Below are 22305 nucleotides of genomic sequence, written 5' to 3'. Positions count from 1 at the left end.
GCGGCCCGGCGGGCCGGCCAGGATCAGGCGGCGGCGAGTAGTTCGTCGATGCGGCGGATGTCCTTCACCTCGGAGGCGACCCCGCCTTCCATCCGCATCACCTTGTTGCAGTAGAGCCGTAGAAGCTGCGTATCGTGGGAGGCCAGCACGAGGATGCCGGCGCGCTCCACCAGGTTCAGCAGCCGGCGGTGGGCCAGCTTCTTGAATTCCGCGTCACCCACGGAGATCCACTCGTCCATCAGGAGGACATCGGCCTCGACCGCGGTGGCGACGGCGAAGGCCAGGCGGGCCTGCATGCCGGCGGAATAGGTCTTCATGGGCATGGCGAGGAAGGGGCCGAGACCGCTGAAGGCGGCGATCTCGTCCATCTTGTCCTCGATCTCCTTGGAGCTCATGCCGGCGATGCGGCCGCGCAGGCGGATATTGTCCACGCCGGTGGCGGAGGGGTCGATGCCCAGGGACAGGTCCAGCAGGGCGGCGATGCGGCCGCGGACCTCGATCTGGCCCTCGTCGGGCTCATAGGCGCCCGAGAGCGCGCGCAGCAGGGTCGTCTTGCCCGACCCATTGTGCCCGACCAGGCCCAGGCGGTCGCCCGGCCGCAGGTTGAAGCTGATGTTGGACAGGGCCGTGACCTCGGTCGCCCCGGTGTTCGACGAACCGAGCCGCCCGCCGACCGTGACCCGGGCCAGGTTCTTCTTCAGCGACTTGGCGTCCATCCCATAGACGGGGAAGCGCAGGCTGAGGTCGGTGACCGCGATCGAGACTTCGGGAGACTTCATAGGTAGTGCACGATCCGGCGGCGGGTGACAGCGAAGACCGAGAAGGTGAGCGCCCATCCCAGAACCGCCGCAATAGCTAGCACGATATAGGAGAGCCCGTCGGCCTGCTCGCCCAGCAGCGGAGCCCGGATGGTGGTGAGCATGTGGTAAAATGGGTTCAGCGTCAGGAAGGCGTGACGGTCGGGGAAGGCGTCAGGTTTCCAGAACACTGGCGTCATGAATATGGCGAACTGCATCACCGACATGACAAACTGGGGAATGTCGCGGAACCGGGCCGAGGCGATGGCCACCAGCAGGCTGATCCAGGACAGGTTCAGCACCGTCAGCAGCAGGCCGCCCAGGGCCGGTAGGAGATCCATCTCTCGCCACAGGCCAAACACCACGATCACCGCGATGATGATCACCGCATGGTGGGCGAAGTTGATCAGGTTCCGCAGAACCGTCCGCCAGACAAAGGTGAACATGGGCAGGGCCGTCTGGCTCAGCATGTTCCGAGCCTGAACGAAGGTCTCGCAGCCCTCGTTGATGGTCCCGGACATCAGGCCGAAGAAGACGATGCCCATGGCCACATAGGGCATGAACTCGGCCACCGAGATGCCGAACAGCCGCGCATAGAGGAGGCCGATGCCCAGCACCATCAGACCCATGGATATGGTGATCCAGAAGGGGCCGAGGATGGAGCCGCGATAGCGTGACACCACATCATGCCAGGCCAGCGACCAGGCGAGGCCGCGGCGGTCCCAGGACATGGCGAGGTCCCGCAGAGCCATGCTGAATTCGAACAGCGTGCCACGCCGGCCGGTCCGCAGCATGTGTTGAGCGGATTCCATAGGGTCTCCCAAAGCGAGCGCCGCTGGTATCAGGTGCATTTTTGCGGCGCAAGCATGGCGCCGGGACCGTAGCTTTGCACACTGACCCCCGCGTGATAGCGCAAAGCCAGGGAGAGCGCCGCCAGCATGTCGTCCATCGATCAGTTCCATCGGTCGCCGGCCCCGACCCACCACGATCTGCGCCCGATGGAGCCAGCCCTTGAGGGCGCCGGGGTGTGGATCGTCATCCCCTGCTACAAGGTCCGCGACCATATCCTGAACGTTCTCGCCAAGATCCCGGCCTGGGTCGAAGGCATCGTCTGCGTCGACGACGCCTGTCCCGACCGATCCGGCGACCTGATCGAGACGGCGTGCGAGGACCGTCGGGTCCACGTGCTTCGCCTGGCCGAGAACCAGGGTGTCGGCGGCGCGACCCTGGCGGGCTATGGCGAGGCCGCCCGCCTGGGCGGCGTCATCCTGGTCAAGGTCGATGGCGACGACCAGATGGACCTGTCCTACCTGCCCCAGCTCGTGACGCCGATCCTGCTGGGGGAGGCTGACTACGCCAAGGGCAACCGGTTCTCCTCGGTCAGCCACCTGCAGGGCATGCCCGGCGTTCGCATCCTGGGCAATGCCGGCTTGAGCTTCCTGGCCAAGCTCTCCACCGGCTACTGGAACGTCTTCGACCCCACCAATGGCTTCACCGCCATCGAGGCCAGCGTGGCGCGCCTGGTGGCCGAAAAGCGGGTGGCCAGGCGCTTCTTCTTCGAGACCGACCTGCTCTATCACCTCGGCACCCTGCGCGCGGTGGTCCGCGACGTGCCCATGCCGGCTCGCTATGGGGACGAGGTCAGCAATCTGAGGATAACCGAGGTGCTCGGCCCGTTCGCCTGGCGCCATCTGCGCAACTTCATACGCCGGGCGCTCGGCCAGTATTTCGTGCGCGACTTCAACGTCGCCACCCTGGAGCTGATCTTCGGCGGCCTGTTCCTGCTGTTTGGCGGCCTCTACACCCTGAACTGGATGGCGGTGCGCGACCCGGGCCAGGCGGCCTCGGCCGGCGTGGTCATGACCGCCGCCCTGCCGGTGATCATCGGCGTCCAGCTGCTGCTGCAGGCGATGAACTTCGACGTGGTCAATGTGCCGGTGCGGCCGATCCATCCCTATCTGCGCACCCTGGCGCGCATGGAAGCCGCCGCCCAGGCCGAGGACGGGGCCATGGTTGAGGAGGCGCGCCCATGATGGCCTTGCGCGACATGGCGCTGTGTGTGGTCTTCGCCGCGGCCCTGCCGGTGGGCCAGGTGATGTTCAAGTGGGCGGCGCTCTACAACGCCCAGCTCGACGGGCCGCTCGTCCTGCGCCTGATCAAGAACGTGCCTCTGATCGGCGCCTTTTCCTGGTACGGACTGACCGCGCTCCTGTGGTTCTACATCCTCACCCGGGTGCCCCTGTCACAGGCCTATGTCTTCTCGATCCTGGGCTCGGCCCTGGTGCCCCTGCTGGCCTGGGCCCTGTTCAAGGAGCCGGTCTCCTGGCGTTTTGCGCTAGGCTATCTGATCATGTTCGCCGGCTTCGCCGTGGTCATGCAGGCCCAGAGCCAGGCCTGAATTCGCGGGCCAGCAGCGTTTTGACCGCCGCGGCCACGTCGGAATAGGCCACCCCGAACCGACGCTCATAGAGCAGGTCGCCCGCATGCGGCCGTTCGGCCAGGCGGGCGGGGTCGAGACGCTGCACGCCATAGCCGCCGCGCAGGGCGAAGCCTGCGAACATCGAGGGCCAGAGGCCGAGCCAGCTGGTGGCCTGGGACGGATAGCGTCGCACCGACAGCGCCCAGTTCAGCCATTGGCCGAGGCTAAGCGGTATGCGCCGGACCGGCCCGTTCTCCGGAATGGGCGCGCAGGCCTGGAAGGGCAGGGCGCCCAGGCCCCGGCGATTATAGAGGCTGAACTGCTCGACCGGCGCGCCCCGCTCGGCCGCCAGCACGGTGGTGAGGGCGGCGCAGGCGTCATGATCGGCGTGCCCCCCCTCCCAGGCGGCGATGACGAACGTCTCCACCTGCGGGATCGCCGCCAGCCGGTCCCGCAGCTGGTCGAGGCAGGCGTCCAGATGCCGGTGGAGTTGGCCGTCATAGGCGCCGACGCCTGATACGGCATAGGTCGCGCTGTCCTCGGAAAGACCCAGGCTGGCCAGGAAGGCGCGGGTCTCGCCCAAACGCCGCTCGGCCACCGCCCTGCCTGAGTTTTCGGCCACATAGAGGAAGGCCTGCGCCTGCCCTGCGGCCTTGGCCTCCAGGATCAGCGGCAGGGCGGCGTACTCGTCGTCGCAATGGGCCAGGATATAGACGACCGTCATCTCAGTACGGATCAAAGTCCAGGAAGCTGATAGCCACAGCCTTCGGATCGAGGCTGCGGGGCGCCGCTTCGCTGAGGGGGCGGTAGATCAGGTTGAGCGGCGAGGGCCGGAAACGGTCGGGCAGGCGGAGGAGCCTCGGGCCATCCAGGTTGAGGCGCGGATCGAGGCCGAGGAACAGGGTGAAGCCCAGGGGGGGCGGCTCTGTCGCGGCCAGTGCTTCGCCGTCGACGAAGGCTGCGCAGCGGACGCCGCTCAGATGGGTGTCGGCATAGATGGCGGTGAGTTCGCCGCGGCGGGCCGTCCGGTAGCGGCTCGCCGGATTGGCCAGGCGCCAGGCCAGCATCGCGGCGTCCCAGTCGCCACGGAACTGCAGGGGGGCCTCTGCGAACCGGCGCGGCGCGGCCGCCAGCAGGCCGGCCTCCAGCCGGCCCACATGCTGGAAGCCCAGTCGCCCCAGGAAGCCCGGCGTGCTCTGGGCGTTGGCCACGCCGATCACGAAGTCATAGCCCCGCTCGGCGCCCTGCTCATAGGTCGCCCGCGCCAACCGGGTGAACAGCCCGCGGCCCTGGAAGTCCGGATGGGTGGCGGTGTTCAGCGACAGCAGTCCCTTCAGGGGGCGGCCCTCAACCACCGCGCGCATGGGGCAGGTGACATAGTGGCCCGCCAGGGTCGATCCCGCCCACGCATCGGCCCCGACCACATGACCGGCCGGATTGTCGCGGTAACGCCAGGCGATGGCCTCTGGCGTAAACTTCGGACCAGCCCCGAACACCCTGGAAAGCAGGGCTGAATAGGCCTCGAGCGCCGCGGGCGCCACGCCTGAGGGGCTGATATCCGGAGTTTCGGTGTCCATCGCGGCCAAATGACCATGATTGCACGGCGCCGCCAAGGAAGCCTTCCCGCCCGGCCGCAACGACGATCTAGGACGACGACCTGGGGGGATCATACCGCCCAAGGGCGGCCTGGAGCGTCTGCCCCAGCAGGGCCAGCTTGGCCGACAGCCCGCCGATCTTGGTGGGGGTGGCCTCCCCGACCGGATAGGTGCGCCGGACCGGGGTTTCGCAGACTCGATAGCCCAGGGGGCCTGCCCGGGCGGTCAGGTAGAACAGCAGCTCATAGTTGGAAAAGACCTCGCGGAATGGCGCCAGCCGCGGATCGGTCAGATAGGCGCGGGAATAGCCGCGATAGCCGTTGGTGGTGTCGGTGAACCAGCGCCGCCCCGCCAGGCTGAGCAGGGGCGCGTGGACCAGGCGGTTGCCCAGGGTGCGGTCCAGGGGCGTGTTCTCCGCCCGCCCGCCCGGTCGATAGCGCGAGCCCTGGACATAGTCGTAGCCGGCCTCCAGCAGGGCCACGAACTGGGCGACGGCTTCCACATTGTCCTTGCCGTTGCCGTCCATGGTGACGAGGCCGAGATAGCCCTCGTCCAGCGCCCAGGCATAGGCCATGCGCAACTGGGCGCTGAGGCGGCCCGGCCCCGTCTTGGTCAGCAACGCCCGGACGCCCACCTGCAGCAGGAAATCACGGGCCAGGGAGCCGTCGGTGGAGCCGCCGTCGGCGATGATCACGTCCACAGGCAGGTTCGCCGTCTGGATCGCCTCCAGCTGTCGCTGGATTCGCGTCCCCTCGTTGATCACCGGAATGACCAGGGCGTAGGCGTGGCGACGGGGCTCGAGGCTGAGCGTCTCATGGGCGGGAATCCGCCACGACGCGCGGTCGGCAGGGGGGTTCGCAGCGTCAGACGTCATGGCGGGGCCCGCCCTGGCTGGGGATGAAGACGAAGCGCTTGCTCAGTCCGTAGTTGACGATGAACGAGACGCCGGTGGCGGCGATCAGGACCCCCAGCGTCCCCAGGGCGCCCTGGCCCGCCAGGGGCTCCAGCAACGCCACCATGGCCACCCGCGTCAGGAGAGTGGCGGCCAGGGTCAGGACATAGGCGGCGATGCGTCTGGCCCCCCCTGACGGGCGCGCCGCGGCGAAGGTCCACTTCAGATTGACCACATAGTTGAAGACGGCGCCGGCGCAGAAGCCGCAGGCCGCCGCCAGGGGCAGGGCCAGGCCGGCCCCCGCCGCCAGGGCCGAGGCGACGGCGAGGTCCACGACCAGGCCGATCGCGGCCACCAGTCCAAACCGGAGCACCTGGGGAATCAAGAAACCTGCCGCGGGAAGAGGTGGCGGTCGTCGGCGCTGGCCCATTCCGGCTCCGTCGTGCGGATCAGCTCGAACAGGTCATAGATGTTGTCGATCTTGCCGCCCATGATGGAGATCACCCGGGAGTCCTGCGGCTGTCGCTGGTAGAGGATGGGGCGCCCATCGTCAGCCTCGTTCTTGAGCAGCACCGTCTTCACCTCATAGAGCGACCTGACCCAGGCGGCCTCGGCCAGACAGGGCACATAGCGCTGGGCGTCGAGCAGCATGTGGCGATGGCGGCTCACCGGCGCGCTGCCGGCCAGCACCTGATAGGGCGCATCGGCGGTGTCGGCGTCGGTCCAGCTCTTCTGCGGCGTGTAGCGGACATGGGTGAGCGAATAGAGGCTCTGCGCCGGATAGGGCATGGTCGACATGAAGGGGCCGTCCATGACGGTGACCCCGTAGCCCTGGAGTTCAGGCGGGGGTTCGATCAGCGCGATCTCCACCTGCTCATGCTTGAGATGGGCCTCCGGCAGGCGCCCGGCGCGCAGGACGTGGTTGATCTGCGCATAGGTCACGTTGAACACGTAGCGGGCCTCGACCTCCTGGCCGTCGGCCAGCCTTACGACGACGGAGCCCGGGGCGCTGGCGGGGCTGTCCTCGAGTTCGACCACCTCGGCGTTGAGGGCGACCTCCAGCCCCAGGGCGTCGAGGCGATTGGCCAGCACCCTGTGCAGGACCCGATAGTCGAAGGCGTATTCAGCGCAGTTGAAGACCGCCTCCACCATGGTCTCATCGAACAGCGCCGACTGGGACGCATTGGCCAGTTCGATCGGCGACCCCATCGTCTTGAAGGTGCGAAAGAACCGGTTGGCGTTCACCCGCGAGCGGCGCCGGGCGATCCCATAGAGCATCTGGAAGTCGTCGATCACCGCCTCGGCATAGTCGGCGGCGAATCTCTGCCGCAGGACCATCGACTTCACGGCGGTCAGGGCGCTGCGGGGATAGTGGAACCCTGTGTGGATGCGCGCCTGGTTCACCCGCGAGGCGCGGGTCATGAGGTCGTCGCCGGCCTCCACCAGGAGGATGCTCGAGGAGATCGACCTGAGGAACAGGGCGAGGTTGCAGCCATAGAAGCCGCCGCCGACGATGACATAGTCGTAGCTTCGACGCCCGCTCATGCCCGCGGGTTGTCCCGTGGGTCCAGGCCGCGGGGCGGCGGATGGGCGTGGCCGGTGCTGATCTCGACATTCAGCTCGTCGATGACCCGGCCGAACAGGTCCACGGCGCTGCGCTCGTCCAGCACGTCGTCGCTGGCGTCGGTGGCCATCAGCTCGATCAGGTTCTGCAGGCCGATGGACAGGCCGAATATGGCGGTCCCCAGAAAGGCGCTGGTCAGGCCCAGCACCACCGATGTGGTCAGCCACCCCGACTGGACGTCGTCCAGGGCCAGCCAGACGACGATGGCGTAGGCGATATAGGCCAGGGCGGACAGCACCACGAACAGGGAGCCCAGGCCCAGGAGCGCCAGGACCCGCGGGGCCGAGGCCACCAGCAGCCTGTGCAGAAGATTGAACCGGCGCCGCGTTTCCCGCAGGGACCGGCTCCTGCTGCGGGCGGCGTCGCACACCTGCCAGATGACCGGCGTCAGGCCATCGGCGGGGGGAAACCGGATCGCCAGCTCCCGGTCCCGCCGCGCCAGCAGCCGGTTGAGCTGGGTTCGCGGGAAGGCGGAGCTCAGCATGTCCTGAGCATTCACCTGAAACCCCGCCGTGCGCCCCAGGATTCGCAAGGGAAGGTTCAGGGCGCTCCGGCCGGGCTTGCGGGACACGACGATCGCGCCGCCTCGCTCCGCGGTCCTCAGCATGGCGATGGCGTCGATCTGGCAGATTTCCTCGGCCGAGGTCAGCAGGACGAGGTCCCCGATGGCTTCAGCGGCCACCGCCACGCGGCGGCGATAGAAGGGCATGCCGAGGCTGGTGCGCAGCAGGCGCAGATTCTCGATCGCGCGCAGGAGGTCGTCCTCCATGTGCCGGCGCGATCCGTCGTCCAGGATCAGGATCTCCCAATAGCGGAAGCTCTCATCCAGCCTTTGAGCCAGACGCCTCAGGGCGCCGTAGCCCGCCTCATCGAACTCGGCGTCGGCGAAGCAGACGGAGACCAGGACATCCTCGCGACGGCTTGTGGTCATGGGACGTTCAACCCCTTCGACTTCGCCATCTCGACCGCTGCGCGCAGACGACCCAGGGCCTGATCGAGTTCGTCCAGCCCCCCTGCCGGCGACTTCATTTCAATCGAATACCACCCTGTATAGCCCGCCGCCGACATGGCGTTGAGGATCTGGCTGGCCGTCTCCGGGGCGGCCGGCGCCGGGGCGAGTTGCGGCTCACTGATGTGGACGTGGCTGATCTGGCTAACCCGGTCGGGAGTCATGGCCTCCAGCACCGCCATCTCGTCGTTCATGAGCAGCGCCCCGCCGTCGAGGATGAGCCGCACCGCCGGGTGGTCCAGCCGGCGGACAAAGGCCTCGGCCTCATCGAACCGGTTGAGGAAGTTGGTCCCATAGGCGGCGGGATTGGGCTCCAGGCCCAGCCGCGCGCCGGCCTTGGCCGCCTCATCGCCCAGGCGGCTGAAGACCTCCACGGCGATGGCTTCGGCGGCGGCGGGCGCCAGGTCGGACGGAATGTCCCGCTGCCGGGGTGAGCCGAAGACGAGGTTGGGAATATCGAAGCGTCCGGCCAGGCGGATGGCGCGGGTCGTCGCCGCGATCAGGCGATCCCGTGAGGCCTGGTCGCCGAACAGCGCCGCCCCCTCGGCTCCGAACAGCAGAGACTGCATCGACACCAGTTGCAGGCCCGCCGACCTGACGGCGTCCAGGGCGCGGGCGGCCTCGTCCTGGCTGGGGGCGAAGGCGTCGTCGGACTCGGCGAACAGCAGCTTGGGCGCGACCTCCAGGCCCCGGATTCCGTGCCGGGCCAGGAGGCGATAGGCCTCGTCCCGGGTGGCGGCGGGCCATGCGATGTTCGAGACGGCGAGCTTCACGCCGGCGCCCTTGCAGACTCGTGGAACGCCTTCAGGGCGGCCAGGATCTCCGGAGGGTCCGAGATATAGGGACCGGTCCGGCCCCAGAGATCGGCGTGCAGGGTGCGCATGTCCTCCTGGTGGACCGGCGCGGGGCTGGCGGGCGGGGCCTGACCGGTGAGGGTCGTGAAAAGGGCGCCGGCCTGCAGCGGCGCGGGCGCCAGATGCAGCACCTCGAGGCCGCGCGCCCGTCCCCGCCCGATGTCCGCCCAGAGCTGGCTCACGCCGTAGTATTGGAAGGTGGAGGCGGGGTTGGTGAATACCGCGGCCGGCATGCCCGCCTTGATGATCGCCGCCTCGCAGGCGCGCCGCTCGCCGGTCGCATCGAAGGCGGGCCGGTCGAGCACGAACAGATCAAGCGCCTCGTCCCAGGCGTAGAAGCGCGCCAGACTCTGCGAGACCCCCGCAGGCAAGGCGGCCTGGAGTTCCGCCAGACGCGCGGCGTTCAGCATCGACGGCGTCGGGTTGAGAATATCGAACAGGAAGTTCTTCTTCAGTCCCGAGCCAAAGAGCGCCGGGGCGCGGACGATCAGACACCGCGGGAAGTGGTTGGCGCAGAAGACCTCCAGATCCCGACGATGTCGGCCATAGGCCTTTTCGGTTTCGAACCGATCGGCGGTCTCATCAGCCTCAAGCCCGCCCTCGGCCAGCACGGCGATGGTCGAGACCAGGACGAAGGTCTCGGCCTTCAGGGTCGAGAGATGATCGATCAGATTGTCGATGCGGGCGCGATCCCGGTCCGGAAAGCGGTTGGCTTCAAACATGGACCCTGGCGCGGCGGCGCAGACCACGGTGTCAAACGCGCCGCCCCGGGCCTGATCGATCGTCTGGCTGTTGAAGGCGGCGGCGAACCCGTGCTGGCGAGCCAGTGTCCCGCCCACGAATCCGGTGGAGCCGATCAACGCATCCATCCCAACGGCTCCCTGTACGATATGACCTAACCGGCGCGCCCGTTCGGATCGCCCGCCGCCCCACGGATGACGACACATAGCCCGCGCCTGGGCTGGCGGCCAGATTGGCGATCACGGCCGCGGCTCAGCCGCCGCAGGCCGCCCACGAATGGACTTTCCGTCGGCGGCGGCCAATCGTAGGAGATGGCGGAGGGGGACACGCCATGACGCTCGAACAACGGCTCGGATTTGGCGCTGGCCAGGCGTTGGGCGTCGTTCTGCTGGCCGGCTATGTCCTCATGCTCGCGGCCAACCTGCCCGGCCATCTGTCCTATGACTCCCTGATACAGCTGCATGAAGGCCGCATGCATGTCCGGGAGTCCATCGGGCCGGCGCTCTACGCTTGGATTCTCGGCGCCTTCGACGAGGTGATCCCCGGGACGGGGCTCTATGTGGCGGCCAGCGGCTTCCTGGTCACGGGCAGCCTGCTCTCCTTCCGCCGCCTGAGGCGTCAGGTTTCCTGGCTGTCGGTCGGCCTGGCCCTGCTGCTGGTGCTGACCCCGACCCTGCTGATCTATCAGGGGGTGGTCTGGAAGGACGTGCTGTTCGCCAATCTGGCCCTGGCCGGCTTTGCGGCCCTGGCGCAGGCGGCCCGGGTCTGGGATGGCCCCCGCCGCCCCTGGCTGGCGCTCATCGGCGCTCTGCTGCTCTTCGCCGTCGCCGCCCAGGTCCGCCAGAACGGCCTCATCGCGCCGGTCTTCGCCGCCATCGCCCTGGCCTGGCTGGCCTGGGCGCGCAACGGCTGGCGCTCCGGCCTGGCCTGGGGAGGCGGCGGCCTGATCCTGACCCTGGCCCTGTCGGCGGCCATGGGCCATCTGGCGCAGCCGCCACAGGCGGGGCCGGACATGGCTGGCGCGCGCGGACTGCGCATCGTCGCCCACTACGACATTGTCGGCGCGACAGCGGTCAAGCCGACCCTGCCCCTGGACGCCATACGTCAGCACGACCCTCTGACCGAGCGCCTGCTCCGCCATCGCGGCGTGTCGCTCTATACGCCCGAGCGCATGGATTATCTGGGCCAGGACGCGGAGTTCGGCCGGGCGCTCTGGCGCCTGCCCGATGCGGTCGTGTTCGCCCAGTGGCGAGACATTGTGACGCAGCACCCCGGCGCCTATCTGCGCCACCGCTGGGATGTCTTCCGCTGGGTGCTCACCACGCCAAAGATCGATTCCTGCCTGCCCATGCATGTGGGCGTGGGCGGACCTGAGGACCTGGCGGCGTCCCTCGGCCTCGTCATCGCCGCAGACCCCGCCGACCAGGCGCTGTTCAATTACGCCACATGGTTCTTCGACACGCCGCTGTACTCCCACGTCTTCTACGCCCTGATCGCCCTCGTATGCGCCGGCGTCCTGCTCTGGCGGCGAGAGGGTGCGGACCTGGTGATCGTCGCCATGCTGCTTTCGGCCCTGGCCTTTGCGGCCAGCTTTGCGGTGATCTCCATCGCCTGCGATTACAGATATCTCTACTTCCTGGACCTCGCAGCGGCCGCAGGCCTCCTATATCTGGCCCTCGACCCACCCTATGGCCGGTTGCGGCGGCGGTTTCGCTGAGCGACCCAGTCCGGGAGCGCCCTTTGAGAGCCTTCGTCCTTCTCGCCGTCCTTCTCGCCAGCACCCTCGTGGCCGCCTGCGACGAGCCCCGCTCGCGTGAGCAGCGGCTCAATCCGCGGCCCGCGGCGCCTGACAACCTCAGCCTGCCGCCCACAGTCTTCTCGGCGGAGGCCGCGGTGGAGCGGCCTGGACCCTTCGCCTGGGACCCGGCCACCAAGGCCTTCATGTGGAACGGTCAGCCCCTGCGCGCGGCGCGCACCTGGACCTTCGAGGGTTCGACGGACGGATTCGTCATGGGCGGCGGTGAGGTGGCGCCCGCGGAGGACGGCGGCCTGGCGATCGCCGCCCATGTCCTCGACTCGGCGGTGCGCACCCCAAGCGGTCTCGCCCTGCAAGGGCGGCGGTACACCCATGTCCTGGTTCGCGCCACGCGGCTGGCGGGCGGGACGGGATGGGACGGATCGCTCCACTACGCCACCGAGGTCCACCCCGAATCCCCTCAGTTCAGAAACAGGCCGTTCCAGGGCGAGGCGCCCGAAGTCAATGAGACGGTGATCCTGGCCTATGACATGTCAAAGCCTCTGACCGGCGGCGAGGACTGGACCACCTCGGTGATCGACCGCATCCGCATCGACTTTGACGAGGCCGCCGGCGGGGAGTTCGTGATCCACCAGGTGGCGATCACCGAGCCGCCCGCCCCAGAAGGCGCGCTCGGCTTGCGGCCGGCGACCTAGAGGCTGAGGCGATCAGACGGAACCGCTGATCGCATCAGGCTCCATACTCAAAGTCCTAGGGCCTACGGCCCGCTCACGGCGTCCGGAGGGCCTCGACCGCGTCTAGGCCGACAGCCTTGGGATTGAGGTGAATGCGGATATTGCGCCGCGCGCGCTCGGCGCGGGCCTTCGCCTCGGCGGGACGGTCCATGACCTGTTCGATCAGCCGGCTGGCCTGGGCGACATCCGGTTCGGCCCAGTGTTGGCCCTCGCCGTAGAGATAGGCGCCAGGCTTTACCGGCACGAGTTGGTAGTCCACCAGAAGGGCCGTCTCGGCGTCCATGAAGTCCATATTGCCGGACCAGCCGGTCGTCACCACCGGCGTCCCCAGGGCCATGGCTTCGGCCAGGCCGCGGCCGAACCCCTCGGAGCGATGCAGCGAGACAAAGACATCGACATTGCGGAACAGGTTCTTGACCTCGTTGTCCGACATTTCCCGGGTGATGGTCTGCACCCGACCGCTGAGCTGCGCGATCCGGGCTTCAAGGGCCTGGCGGTCGGGGTTTCCGGCTTCGCCGCCCTTGTACTTGATCAGGGCGTGGAGGGGGGCCTCGGGGCGTCGCGCCACCAGCTGCTCGAAGGCGTCCAGCACCCCGAAGGGGTTCTTGCGGGCCGCATAGGACGAGAAGTCGAAGGCGAACATCACCACGAAGGCGTGCTCCGGGATATCGAACCACCGACGCCCCAAAAAGGTCGAGAGCTTCATATCGACGGCCAGGGGAACCCGCGCCACCGGGCGGCCGGTGGCTCTTGCCATGGCGTCCTGGACGAAGGTGGTCGGCGCCCAGAGCCCGTCAAAGGCCGCGAGCTTCTCGACCCACGGCTGAGGATAGTCGGGCAGTTCCCAGGCGGGGAAGATGATGTTGTGGGCTTCACCGAAGGCCGAGGCGTCCAGCCGGGCCATGACCTCGTCCACCTCGTTGGCGTTCACGCAGAAGAGGTTCAAGGACCGTGAGAGCTGGCGGGTCACATCGGGGCCATAGGCGCGCTCCAGGTCCGGATCCCAGCCGCGATCCAAGCCATAGACGTCCAGCAGGCCCGGGCGCAGGCCCGCAGCCCGTAGGGCGCGGACGGTGGACCTCAGATGCTCGCCCATGCCGATCGGGGCGAAGGGGTGGCCGACCACGACCATGTCGCCCAGGTCGGCGTCGCGGCTTGGCGGGCTCATGGGCGAGGCTCCAGGAGGTCAGCCTCGGCGGCGTTCCTGAGGGCTTCCAGCCAGCCGTGACCAAACCGGATGTCGGGCTCCAGGTGGGCGCCCTCGGCCCATTCGTTCCAGGCGTTGATGAAGACGATCCGCTCCTCGCCGAAGTTCTGGCGCCGGGCCTCGGCCAGCATGGCCTCGGTCCAGGCCTGGAAGGCGCCAGGGCTGGCATGATGGAAGACATAGGCGTTGTCCTGCCGCCGGGCCGTATTGTCCCAGGACGGCGCGACGCCGCGGAAGCGGGTGTGGGCGGGCGTCGGGGCCTTGAGGAAATGCCGCACCAGCTCGCGGTAGTCGCTGACCACGCCTTCGAAGGCGCGGTTCTGCAGGGGGCCCGGCAGGCTGATCGGCTGGGCCGCGCCCATCGGGGGGAACTCGATGGCCGCATCGAAGCCCAGGGCGGCGGGATCGGGATAGGTCCCGGCCACGTCGAAGGTCTCCACGAAGGCCAGGTAGATCTCGCCCAGCTCGAGCGCCCTGGCGGTCTCCCGCCAGGTCCTGGCCCAGGCCGCGGCGTCGGGCAGCAGGCCTGGGCGATAGATCACCAGCAGGGGGCGGCCATTGATGCGGATATAGTTGGGGCGCCGCATCAGCGGAGCCATGTCCGTGATCAGGGCCACGGCGTCTTCGGCGCTGTAGGTCTGGGCCAGCAGCACGTCCTGTTCCTGGCCGTCCCAGGTCCGGGTCCAGTTCTCGTTGGCCCAGCAGACGCAGAACGGGAAGTCTGGCCCATCCTCAGCCATCAGATGGTTCAGCGGGGTCTCCAGCACCCGACGCCCGCCCGAGAACCAGTAGTAGTAGAAACAGAAGCCCCCCAGGCCATAGCGGGCCGCCAGCGCCGTCTGGCGCTTCAGAGCCGCCGGATCGGAAAGGTCATAGAAGCCCAGGTCGGCGGGCAGATGCGGCTGGTAGTGCCCGCGATAGCTCGGCAGGGCGCGGGTGACATTGGTCCACTCGGTGAAGCCGGCGCCCCACCAGCGATCGTTCTCGGGAATGGCGTGGAACTGGGGCAGGTGGAAGGCGATGGTGCGCACCTGGTTCAGCGCGTCCAGCCGGTGGGCCCAGCGCTTGACGAAGCGCTGCTGGTTGCGGGTCGCCAGGCGCAGCTTGTAGCCGGCGTCGATGGAGTTGGCCGTGACGCTGAGGTGGTGGATGATCGCCGAGCGCGGCTCATAGAGGATCTTCGCGCCCCGTTCCCGCAGGCGGAAACAGAGATCGGCGTCCTCGCAATAGGCGGGCGCGAAGGCCAGGTCGAAACCCTCAAGCGCCTCGAAGTCGGCCCGCCGCACCGCCAGGCAGGCGCCCGAGGCGTAGTCCACCTCTCGGCCCACATTCCAACGCGGCAGGTCCGGATCCTGGAAGAGGCCGATCATCTCGCTGGAGCCATCGGCGTTGATCCGCGCCCCGGCCTCCTGCAGCCGCCCGTCAGGGAACAGCATCTTGGGCGCTACGGCGCCGACCTGGGGGTCGGAGAGCGCTTCGGTCAGCGGCGCAAGCCAGCCCGGACGCACCTGGACATCGTTGTTGAGGAAGATCAGCACCTCGCCCCGCGCCTCGGCCGCGGCGCGGTTGCAGGTGCGGATGAAGCCGAGGTTCTCGGGGTTGGTGATGACCTTCAGGCCGGGCACGCCGGCCAGCACGGCGGCCGTCTCGTCGGTGGAGGCGTCGTCGATCACCAGGGTCTCGGCGCCCTCAAGTCCACCGGCGCCCGCCAGGGCCTGCAGGCATTCCAGGGTGAAGCGCAGATTATTGAAGGCCGGAATGATGATCGAGGCGCGGGGCGCGTCCGCCGTCGGCAGGCTGATCCGCCGGGCCGCCGCGGCGAGGTCGCCGGTGATGGAGACCATCTTGGGCGGCGTCGGGACGAAGTCCTCGATCCGCCCGGCTTGAATCCTGGCCCAGGTCCGCGCCAGGTCGTCATAGCCCTGGAGGTCATAGGCGGCGGCGTCTCTGTGGCGGCTCGCGGCGCGCATCTGATCGAACATGGCCGCGGCGCCCTGGACCCCAGACCCCGCCAGCGGTGCGGGTTTGGCGCCCGCATGGCGCGCCCAGTGCTCCAGGCTGCTGTAGGGCGTCGCCGCCGCCTCCGGATTGGCCAGAAGATAGGCCGCCTCATCGAAATCGGCGGCCGGCCAAAGGCCTTCAAAGGCGCCCCGGGCGACATAGTCGCTCAAGGGGTCCGGTCCGGCCCCCTCGGCCCCGCCGTCCTGTTGCAGATAGAAGGTCGAATCGAAGTGGGGGCTGGGGTCGCGATGTTCGCGGACGCCGAAGCGGACAAAATGGGCCAGGGCGTTGAAGCCCGGGGTCCTCAGATCGCGGTAACGCTCGGCATACCAGGCGCCGTCGAATAGGGGGTGGGGATCGCGACCCAGCTCGGCGCCGCCGGTGACATAGTCCAGCAGCGGCGCAATGCCGGCGGCCGCGACCTCGGGATAGCGCTCCAGATACCAGTCGTTGGCGAACAAGGGATGGGGATCCAAGCCCTGGCGCCAGCCCTCCCGCAGATAGTGGGTCAGAGGGTCCTCACCTGAGGCGGCCACGGTCTCGCACTGGCCCACATAGTGGCGCAGGTCGAACAGCGGGTGCGGGTCCAGACCCTGGGCCGCGCCGACCAACAGGTAGTGCTGAAGCACGCTGAGGCCGCTCGCCTCCACGGCCGCGCCGTTCCGCAGGCGGTAGTCGTTGACGCTGACCAGGGGATGGGGATCAAGGCCGGCGCCATCGCCCAGGACAAGATAGTGGGCCAGGGGCGCCCAGCGGGACCCGGCGAGTTCCGGGACCCGGGCCAGGTAGTCCGACTGGTCGAAAAGGGCGCGGGGATGGGCGGCGGGATCCGGCCCGGCCCGAACATAGGCGGCCAGGCTCGGGCTTAGCGCCGGCTCGACCCCCAGCCCATACAGCAGATCCTCCCGCCAGACGCCCGACGCCATGACCAGCAGGGCCCGCCCGGGCCACTTGCCCCGGGCCAAGGGAAGCGCAAGGCGCTGCGCCAGACGGGCCAGGACAAGGCTGGAGTTCTGACGGACCCGGACCTCGCGGTATCGCCGCCAGCGCTGGGCCGCGGCGGCCACCGTCTGAAGGCGAACCCGCTGGCGCTTGGCCAGGAGTTCGGCGGCCTGATCGGTCGGCGAAGATGATGTGGAGTCTGACACGGGCATCCGTCGGGTGGGCGAGGGTTCAGCTATCGCCGAGGAGGTCGTCTAGAAGCTCGTCCATGGTCTGTTCAAGTCGGCGCAGATCGTCGGCCTGAGCCAGGTTGATCGCCTGCTGGTTGGCAAGCTGCGCTTCCAGAGACCGGCTTTTGGCCTGCTCGAAGGCGGCGATCTGGCGAGCCTCCAGCAGGTCGCTGCGCGTCGCGTCAAGGTCGGAGGTCACCGGCGAGACGAACACGCCCATGATCCGCCGCATCTCCTCAAGGGCCTCTTCGGCGGCGGCGAGCTCGGCTGTGGGCCTGGGCCTGTCCTGCGCGGCGGCCGCGAACCAGTCATAGACCTGGGCGGCGATCGGACCCACCTGGGGAATCTTCGCCAGGTCGTCGGCGGCGGCGTTGTGGCGCAGCTCCTGGGTCAGGAAACCGTCGATGGCCTGACCCGCCTGCGGGGTCAGGGCGGGGAGGGGCGCCCCATGGGCGGCCTCGATCCGCGCCGCCTGAACGCGCCAGTCCGCCAGCAGCCCGTCATAGGGCACAAAGGCGCGGGGCATGCCGCGGCTGCAGGACTCGGCGGCGAGCATGTAGGCGACCCAGATCAACAGCGACTTCTCCACCGGAAAGCCGTTGCGCTTGGACAGGGAGCCGGCGACCTCAAGGGGGTGCCGCACGGGGATAACGGCTCGGGCCGGAAGTCCGAGGTCCTGCAGGACCGTCCGCCAAAGGGGGCCCAGGACACTGACCCGGGGGTCTTTCATCAGGGGATGGCGCGCGCCCGCAAATTCTTCATCGAAAAGGTCTGTGGCCCGTGTGATCCATCGCTTCTCCTCCCGGGCCTCCAGGGGACGATAGGGAAACACGAAGGGGTCGTCCCAGGCGCTGCGCGCGGCCCGCAGCCGCTGGTCGTTGAAGATGGCGATGCGCCAGGGCTCGAAGTAGCCCTTGGCGTTGTGCTCGTCCCCCGGCATCACGTTTTCCGGCAGGGCCGCGCCCGCCAGGGCCAGGACCTGGGTGAGCGCTGATGTCCCTGAACGGTGCATGCCGAGCACGAGATAGGCCGCCCGGCTTGATGGGGGGCCGGCCGCTCGATGATCTATCGGAAGGCGCTTGGCGAGGGTCACACAAGGTGCTGTATGGCCGTGCGGCCCGCGCCGCAAGACGGGAACGGTGTGGTTGATCCCCCCGGTCTTCTGTTGCACAGAACCCTTCGGCCTCGACAAGGAGCCCCGCATGGCTGCTCCGGCCGCCCAAGACTTCACATTGGCATTGGTCAGCACGGCCCTGGATCCGGTCTTTTATCGGCGCGCCTATCCGGACGTGGCCGCCGCCGGCGCCGACCCCATTGCGCACTATGTGGAACACGGCTGGCGGGAAGGGCGCGATCCCGCCGCCTGGTTCTCCACCACCGCCTATCTCGCCGATCATGCTGACGTGGCGGCTTCCGGCGGCAATCCCCTGGCCCATTTCCTGGCGTCCGGCGCGGGCCAGGGGCGCCAGGTTCGAGCCTCCGCCCTGGGCCGTCTGCTGGCCGACGGTGAGGGGCGAGTCAGCTGGGGCTACGCTCCGGAAGTCGTCGCCCCGTCGCCCGCCATGGCCGAAGCTACCGAGCCGCACGAGGCCGGCCGTTCGCCTGAGGAGTCCGCAGAGGCCTCGGCGAGCGCCATCTACGATCTCGTCGCCCAGGCTTTTGACCACGAGTTCTACATGGCGGAGAATCCCGACGTCGCCGCAAAGGGCGCCGATCCGGTGACGCACTTCCTGGAGGTGGGCTGGCGTGAGGGGCGCGATCCGGCGCGCTGGTTCTCAGTGTCGGACTATCTGGAACTCAATCCCGATGTCGCAGCGGCCTCCATCCAGCCGTTCGTCCACTATCTGCAGGCTGGTCGCCAGGAGGGCCGGGTTCCGCGCCTGGAGCTCGGCTTTCGCTACCGCATCATCGCCGCCCTGCAGACCCCGGAAGCGCGGATCAAGGCGGCGCAGGTGGAAGACGGGCCGGTCGGGAGCGGGACGACGGAGGCCTTGGTCGCCCTGCTGGAGAACGCCCGGTCCGGCCTTGCCGACCTCCACCTGACCTTCAGCCACGACGACTACCTGGCCAATCTGGGGGGCGTGCAGCTGTGCCTTCAGCGCGAGGGCGCCGCAGCGGCCGCGTCGGGTCGCGACCACCTGCACATCTACCCAGTCAATTCTCGACCCATCTTGCGCCGTCCGGGCCAGACCGAACTTCTGGGCGTGGTATGGAATGGCGTGTCGGCGGGAACCTTCTATCCCGCCGTCCTGGTCGAGGCGCTTGAATCGGTTCTCGCGGCGGTCACCCCGGGGCGGCGAAGTCTCGCCATCCACAGCCTGCTCGGCCATTCGGTCAGCGACATTCTGGCGATCGCCCGAGCCGCCGGACTGCGGGAAGGCTGGTTCTGGGTCCATGACTTCGCCGGCGTCTGCGCCAGCTACCATCTCCTGCGAAACGATGTGGCCGATTGCGGGGCGCCGCCCCTAGGCAGCGCGGCCTGCGGCGTCTGTGTCTATGGTCCACATCGGCAGTTCCATCTGGACGAACATGATCGGCTGTTCAGCGCCTTGACCATGTCCGTCGCCGCGCCAAGCCAGGTGGCCCTGGACACCTGGCGGCGAGGGACGGGGCTGTCTGGCGTGCGGACGGTCGTGACGCCGCTGGCCCGACTGGTCGAGCGCGATCGCAAGGCCTCAGCCGACGCCGTGCCGACCGCCGCGGATCGCCCCTTCCGCCTGGCCTTTCCAGGCCTGCCCAGCACCCTCAAGGGCTGGCCGGTCTTCCGCGAGCTTGTCCTCAGATTCGCCGAGGATCCTCGCTACGAGTTCCTGCATCTGGCCCGCGACGCCACCGGAGGGCTGCCGCTCAGCTTCCACCCCGTGACGGTGAGCGAGTCCCAGCCCCGGGCGATGCAGGACGCCCTGGACTCCCTGGGCGTTGACGCGGTGATGATATGGTCCCTGTGTCGTGAGACCTTTTCCTTCACCACCTATGAGGCGGCCGCCGCGGGCGCCGCGATCGTGACGAGCCCCGACACCGGCAATGTCGCCGCCTTTGTCGAGACGACCGGCCAGGGGCGCGTCCTCGCGAACGAGGCGGCCCTGTTTGCGATGTTCGAGACCGGCGCCGTGCTCGACCTGCGTCGGTCCGTGCGCCAGCCGGCGCTTCATGATCTCAGCTATAGCCGCCTGACCATCGACCTTCTGGACGGGGAGGCTTCCCAATGAAGGTGCTCTGCTATTCCAGCTTCACCTTCTCGTACCTGAATCGGGCTCGGGTGCTCTATTCCACCCTGCGTCGGTTTCACCCCGACTGGGAGCTGGTGGCGCTGATCACCGACGAACCGCCGCCGGGCTTTGCATTTGATCCGGACAAGGAGCCTTTCGACCGGGTCGTCTGGGCGCAGGATCTGGGGATCGAGAACTTCCGCAACTGGCTGTTTCGCCATGACGTGGTCGAGGTCTGCACGGCGGTGAAGGGGCCTTTCATCCACCAGGCCTGCAGCCAGGCCGACATCGCCATCTACCTTGATCCCGATACGGCGCTCCTAGCGCCCCTCGATCCGCTTATCGACTGGCTGGATGAGCACGACATCCTGCTGACGCCGCACCTGATCGACCCGAACACCGAGCGCACCGCCATCCTCGACAACGACCTGTCGGCCTCGCGCACGGGCATCTTCAATCTGGGCTTCGTGGCCATCCGGACCACGGGCGAGGGCGCCCGCTTCGCCAAGTGGTGGAACGATCGCCTGCTCGAATACTGCTACGACGACATGCCCCGCGGCCTGTTTGTCGACCAGCGGTGGTGCGACCATGTCCCGGCCCTGTTCGACAAGGTGAAGGTGGTGCGCGACCCGGGCTACAATGTGGCCAGCTGGAACCTGTCACAGCGCAAGGTGGCCATCGGCAAGGACGGTGCGATCACCGTCAATGGGCGGCCCCTGCGCTTCTGGCACTTCACCAAGCTGGGGCCCACGGGCGACCTGATGACCAAGAAGTACGCCGGCGACAACTTCGAGGTCTATGAGATCTGGAACTGGTACAAGCGTCAGGTGGCGGCGGCGACCGACCCGGCCATCCCGCCCCGCTACTGGGCCTATGGGACCTATTCGGACGGCGCGCCGATCGACAAGAGCCATCGGGTGCTCTGGCGAGACAGTCCTGACCTGCAGGCGACCTTCGATGATCCCTTTGACGCCGGGCCGGGCGGCTATCGGGCCTGGCTGATCGCCGATGGTCGCGCCGAAGGGAGCGCCGCATGACTGAAGACGACAATCCGCAGTCCTTGAACCGGGCGCCGCCGCCGGCGCAGAGCGCTGTCAGTCCGATCGTCGCCAAGGCGATCCGGGTGGCGGAGCGACACAGGCGACTGGTGGCCGACCAGCTCCAGGCTGAGGTCGAGCTCGCCCTGACGCGTTCGCGGCTGACCCTGGCCCTGGATCGCGCCCTGGCCGGCCGCGCGGAAGCCGTTGCGGCGGCGCGCGCGGCGCAGGTCGCCATCCACCGCCGGGCCGTCCGACGGCGTCCCCGGCGGCGCAGCCGCCTCAGCCAGACGATCGAAAGCCTGCTTCTTAAGCTGGGCGCGCCCGGGCGGGCTGCGGTGATTGCGCGGTCTGGTCTCTGGCTCCCGTCTGTCGGGGGCGTGAGGGGCCGGCTTGCAGGCCTGAAGGACATGGCGCGCTATGCGCAACAGCGGTCAGGGGCTGGCCTGCGCCCCTCAGCCATCTTCGACCATGACGGATATCTGGCCCGTTACCTCGACGCCGCGGGCGCCAATCCCCTGGCCCACTATCTGGTCAGTGGCGGCCGGGAGGGCCGTGTTCCCCATCCCCTGTTCGACCCTGCCTTCTATCTGACCCGGCACGACGCTGCGGTAAGCGCCACGGGCCTGACGCCGCTGGAGCACTATGTTCGGATAGGGGCTGCGGAGGGGTTTGACCCTCATCCGCTCTTCTGTGGCGACGGGTATGTCTCCCAGCGCCCCGATCTCGCCGCCGCCGGGGTCAATCCTCTGGTTCACTATCTGGGTCAGGGTTGGCGCGAAGGGGTGAACCCCCACCCTCTGTTCGACACCGACTACTATCTCGACCAGGCCGGTCAGGGCGGGCGCGGCCAGCCGGCGCTGCTGCACTATCTGACCGAGGGCTGGCGGGCGGGCCTGAAGCCGCACCCGCTGTTCGACCCGACCTGGTATCTGGAGCGTTACCCTGATGTGGCGGAGGCCGGCGCCGAGCCTCTGACCCACTTCGTCATGGTCGGCGGGGCCGAGCTGCGCGACCCCAGCGGCTGGTTCTCATCCTCCCAGTATGTTTCGGCCAAGCCCGGCGGCTTGGCGCCTGGGGGCAATCCGCTGATCGACTATCTGGCCGGCGGGGCCTGGGACCTGGGCGCCGCCAAGGCCGGATTTGCGCCGGGCGCCTATCTGGCGGCGCACCCGGAACTGGCTGAGACCGGCATGACCCCGCTGGAGCATTGGGCCCGGCAGGCCGGGCGTTGAATTCACTGTTCAGAGGAGGTTCG

General features: G+C 68.4%; 20 protein-coding genes. 7 read left to right on the top strand and 13 right to left on the bottom strand.

Features of this window, described 5'->3' with window-relative positions:
• Positions 1–23: 23 nt before the first annotated feature.
• A complete protein-coding gene (locus Q7S93_RS11310) occupies positions 24–779 on the bottom strand; it encodes an ABC transporter ATP-binding protein (RefSeq protein ID WP_304714008.1) in 756 nt (251 codons plus the stop codon).
• A complete protein-coding gene (locus tag Q7S93_RS11305) occupies positions 776–1609 on the bottom strand; it encodes an ABC transporter permease (RefSeq protein ID WP_304714007.1) in 834 nt (277 codons plus the stop codon). The genes Q7S93_RS11310 and Q7S93_RS11305 overlap by 4 nt, the downstream gene beginning before the upstream one ends.
• A 126-nt stretch (positions 1610–1735) precedes the next feature.
• Here Q7S93_RS11305 and Q7S93_RS11300 point away from each other — a divergent pair, with 126 nt between their 5' ends.
• The gene (locus Q7S93_RS11300; protein WP_304714006.1) at positions 1736–2830 is read left to right on the top strand and encodes a glycosyltransferase family 2 protein; all 1095 of its coding nucleotides are present in this window, start codon (positions 1736–1738) and stop codon (positions 2828–2830) included.
• On the top strand, positions 2827–3195 hold the full coding sequence (locus tag Q7S93_RS11295; RefSeq protein WP_304714005.1) for a hypothetical protein: 369 nt from the start codon (positions 2827–2829) through the stop codon (positions 3193–3195). Before Q7S93_RS11300 ends, Q7S93_RS11295 begins: the two co-directional genes overlap by 4 nt.
• Here Q7S93_RS11295 and Q7S93_RS11290 read toward each other — a convergent pair.
• The 8 genes from Q7S93_RS11290 to Q7S93_RS11255 all read right to left on the bottom strand — a co-directional run bounded on the left by Q7S93_RS11290 (position 3170) and on the right by Q7S93_RS11255 (position 10059).
• The gene (locus tag Q7S93_RS11290) at positions 3170–3940 is read right to left on the bottom strand and encodes a PIG-L family deacetylase (protein ID WP_304714004.1); all 771 of its coding nucleotides are present in this window, start codon (positions 3938–3940) and stop codon (positions 3170–3172) included. The genes Q7S93_RS11295 and Q7S93_RS11290 overlap by 26 nt on opposite strands.
• 1 nt (position 3941) lies before the next feature.
• Entirely contained in the window at positions 3942–4793 is an 852-nt protein-coding gene (locus Q7S93_RS11285) for a GNAT family N-acetyltransferase (protein WP_304714003.1), read from the bottom strand.
• 67 nt (positions 4794–4860) lie between these two features.
• Complete coding sequence (locus tag Q7S93_RS11280) at positions 4861–5685, bottom strand: glycosyltransferase family 2 protein (protein WP_304714002.1); 825 nt, start codon at positions 5683–5685, stop codon at positions 4861–4863.
• Positions 5675–6076 carry a GtrA family protein gene (locus Q7S93_RS11275; RefSeq protein WP_304714001.1) on the bottom strand — a complete coding sequence of 134 codons (402 nt, stop codon included), beginning with the start codon at positions 6074–6076 and terminating at the stop codon, positions 5675–5677. The genes Q7S93_RS11280 and Q7S93_RS11275 overlap by 11 nt, the downstream gene beginning before the upstream one ends.
• Positions 6077–6084: 8 nt before the next feature.
• Positions 6085–7248 carry an FAD-dependent oxidoreductase gene (locus Q7S93_RS11270; RefSeq protein WP_304714000.1) on the bottom strand — a complete coding sequence of 388 codons (1164 nt, stop codon included), beginning with the start codon at positions 7246–7248 and terminating at the stop codon, positions 6085–6087.
• A complete protein-coding gene (locus Q7S93_RS11265) occupies positions 7245–8258 on the bottom strand; it encodes a hypothetical protein (RefSeq protein WP_304713999.1) in 1014 nt (337 codons plus the stop codon). The genes Q7S93_RS11270 and Q7S93_RS11265 overlap by 4 nt, the downstream gene beginning before the upstream one ends.
• Positions 8255–9109, bottom strand: coding sequence for a sugar phosphate isomerase/epimerase family protein (locus Q7S93_RS11260; protein ID WP_304713998.1), 855 nt, complete (start codon positions 9107–9109; stop codon positions 8255–8257). The genes Q7S93_RS11265 and Q7S93_RS11260 overlap by 4 nt, the downstream gene beginning before the upstream one ends.
• On the bottom strand, positions 9106–10059 hold the full coding sequence (locus Q7S93_RS11255; protein ID WP_304713997.1) for a hypothetical protein: 954 nt from the start codon (positions 10057–10059) through the stop codon (positions 9106–9108). Before Q7S93_RS11255 ends, Q7S93_RS11260 begins: the two co-directional genes overlap by 4 nt.
• Positions 10060–10262: 203 nt before the next feature.
• Between Q7S93_RS11255 and Q7S93_RS11250 the strand changes: the two genes are divergently transcribed.
• Both Q7S93_RS11250 and Q7S93_RS11245 read left to right on the top strand, forming a co-directional pair.
• Positions 10263–11648, top strand: coding sequence for a hypothetical protein (locus Q7S93_RS11250; protein WP_304713996.1), 1386 nt, complete (start codon positions 10263–10265; stop codon positions 11646–11648).
• A gap of 23 nt (positions 11649–11671) precedes the next feature.
• A complete protein-coding gene (locus Q7S93_RS11245) occupies positions 11672–12382 on the top strand; it encodes a hypothetical protein (RefSeq protein ID WP_304713995.1) in 711 nt (236 codons plus the stop codon).
• A 73-nt stretch (positions 12383–12455) separates the two neighbouring features.
• On the opposite strand, the gene Q7S93_RS11240 is transcribed toward Q7S93_RS11245, so the two are convergent.
• From Q7S93_RS11240 to Q7S93_RS11230, 3 genes are read right to left on the bottom strand one after another with little or no spacing between them, the layout of a single operon-like run.
• Complete coding sequence (locus Q7S93_RS11240; protein WP_304713994.1) at positions 12456–13589, bottom strand: glycosyltransferase family 4 protein; 1134 nt, start codon at positions 13587–13589, stop codon at positions 12456–12458.
• Positions 13586–16777 (bottom strand): glycoside hydrolase family 99-like domain-containing protein, encoded by a 3192-nt coding sequence (locus Q7S93_RS11235; RefSeq protein ID WP_304713993.1) that lies wholly within the window; start codon positions 16775–16777, stop codon positions 13586–13588. The genes Q7S93_RS11240 and Q7S93_RS11235 overlap by 4 nt, the downstream gene beginning before the upstream one ends.
• Positions 16778–16802: 25 nt before the next feature.
• Positions 16803–17822 carry a sulfotransferase family protein gene (locus tag Q7S93_RS11230; protein WP_304713992.1) on the bottom strand — a complete coding sequence of 340 codons (1020 nt, stop codon included), beginning with the start codon at positions 17820–17822 and terminating at the stop codon, positions 16803–16805.
• Between the two features lie 181 nt (positions 17823–18003).
• Between Q7S93_RS11230 and Q7S93_RS11225 the strand changes: the two genes are divergently transcribed.
• From Q7S93_RS11225 to Q7S93_RS11215, 3 genes are read left to right on the top strand one after another with little or no spacing between them, the layout of a single operon-like run.
• Positions 18004–20010, top strand: coding sequence for a hypothetical protein (locus Q7S93_RS11225; protein WP_304713991.1), 2007 nt, complete (start codon positions 18004–18006; stop codon positions 20008–20010).
• Entirely contained in the window at positions 20007–21047 is a 1041-nt protein-coding gene (locus Q7S93_RS11220; RefSeq protein WP_304713990.1) for a hypothetical protein, read from the top strand. The genes Q7S93_RS11225 and Q7S93_RS11220 overlap by 4 nt, the downstream gene beginning before the upstream one ends.
• Positions 21044–22282 (top strand): hypothetical protein, encoded by a 1239-nt coding sequence (locus Q7S93_RS11215; protein ID WP_304713989.1) that lies wholly within the window; start codon positions 21044–21046, stop codon positions 22280–22282. The genes Q7S93_RS11220 and Q7S93_RS11215 overlap by 4 nt, the downstream gene beginning before the upstream one ends.
• The last annotated feature ends 23 nt before the right edge of the window (positions 22283–22305 follow it).

It is taken from the genome of Phenylobacterium sp. (genome assembly GCF_030646615.1).
GTDB lineage: Bacteria > Pseudomonadota > Alphaproteobacteria > Caulobacterales > Caulobacteraceae > Phenylobacterium.
This window is presented reverse-complemented; position numbering and strand designations above follow the sequence as displayed.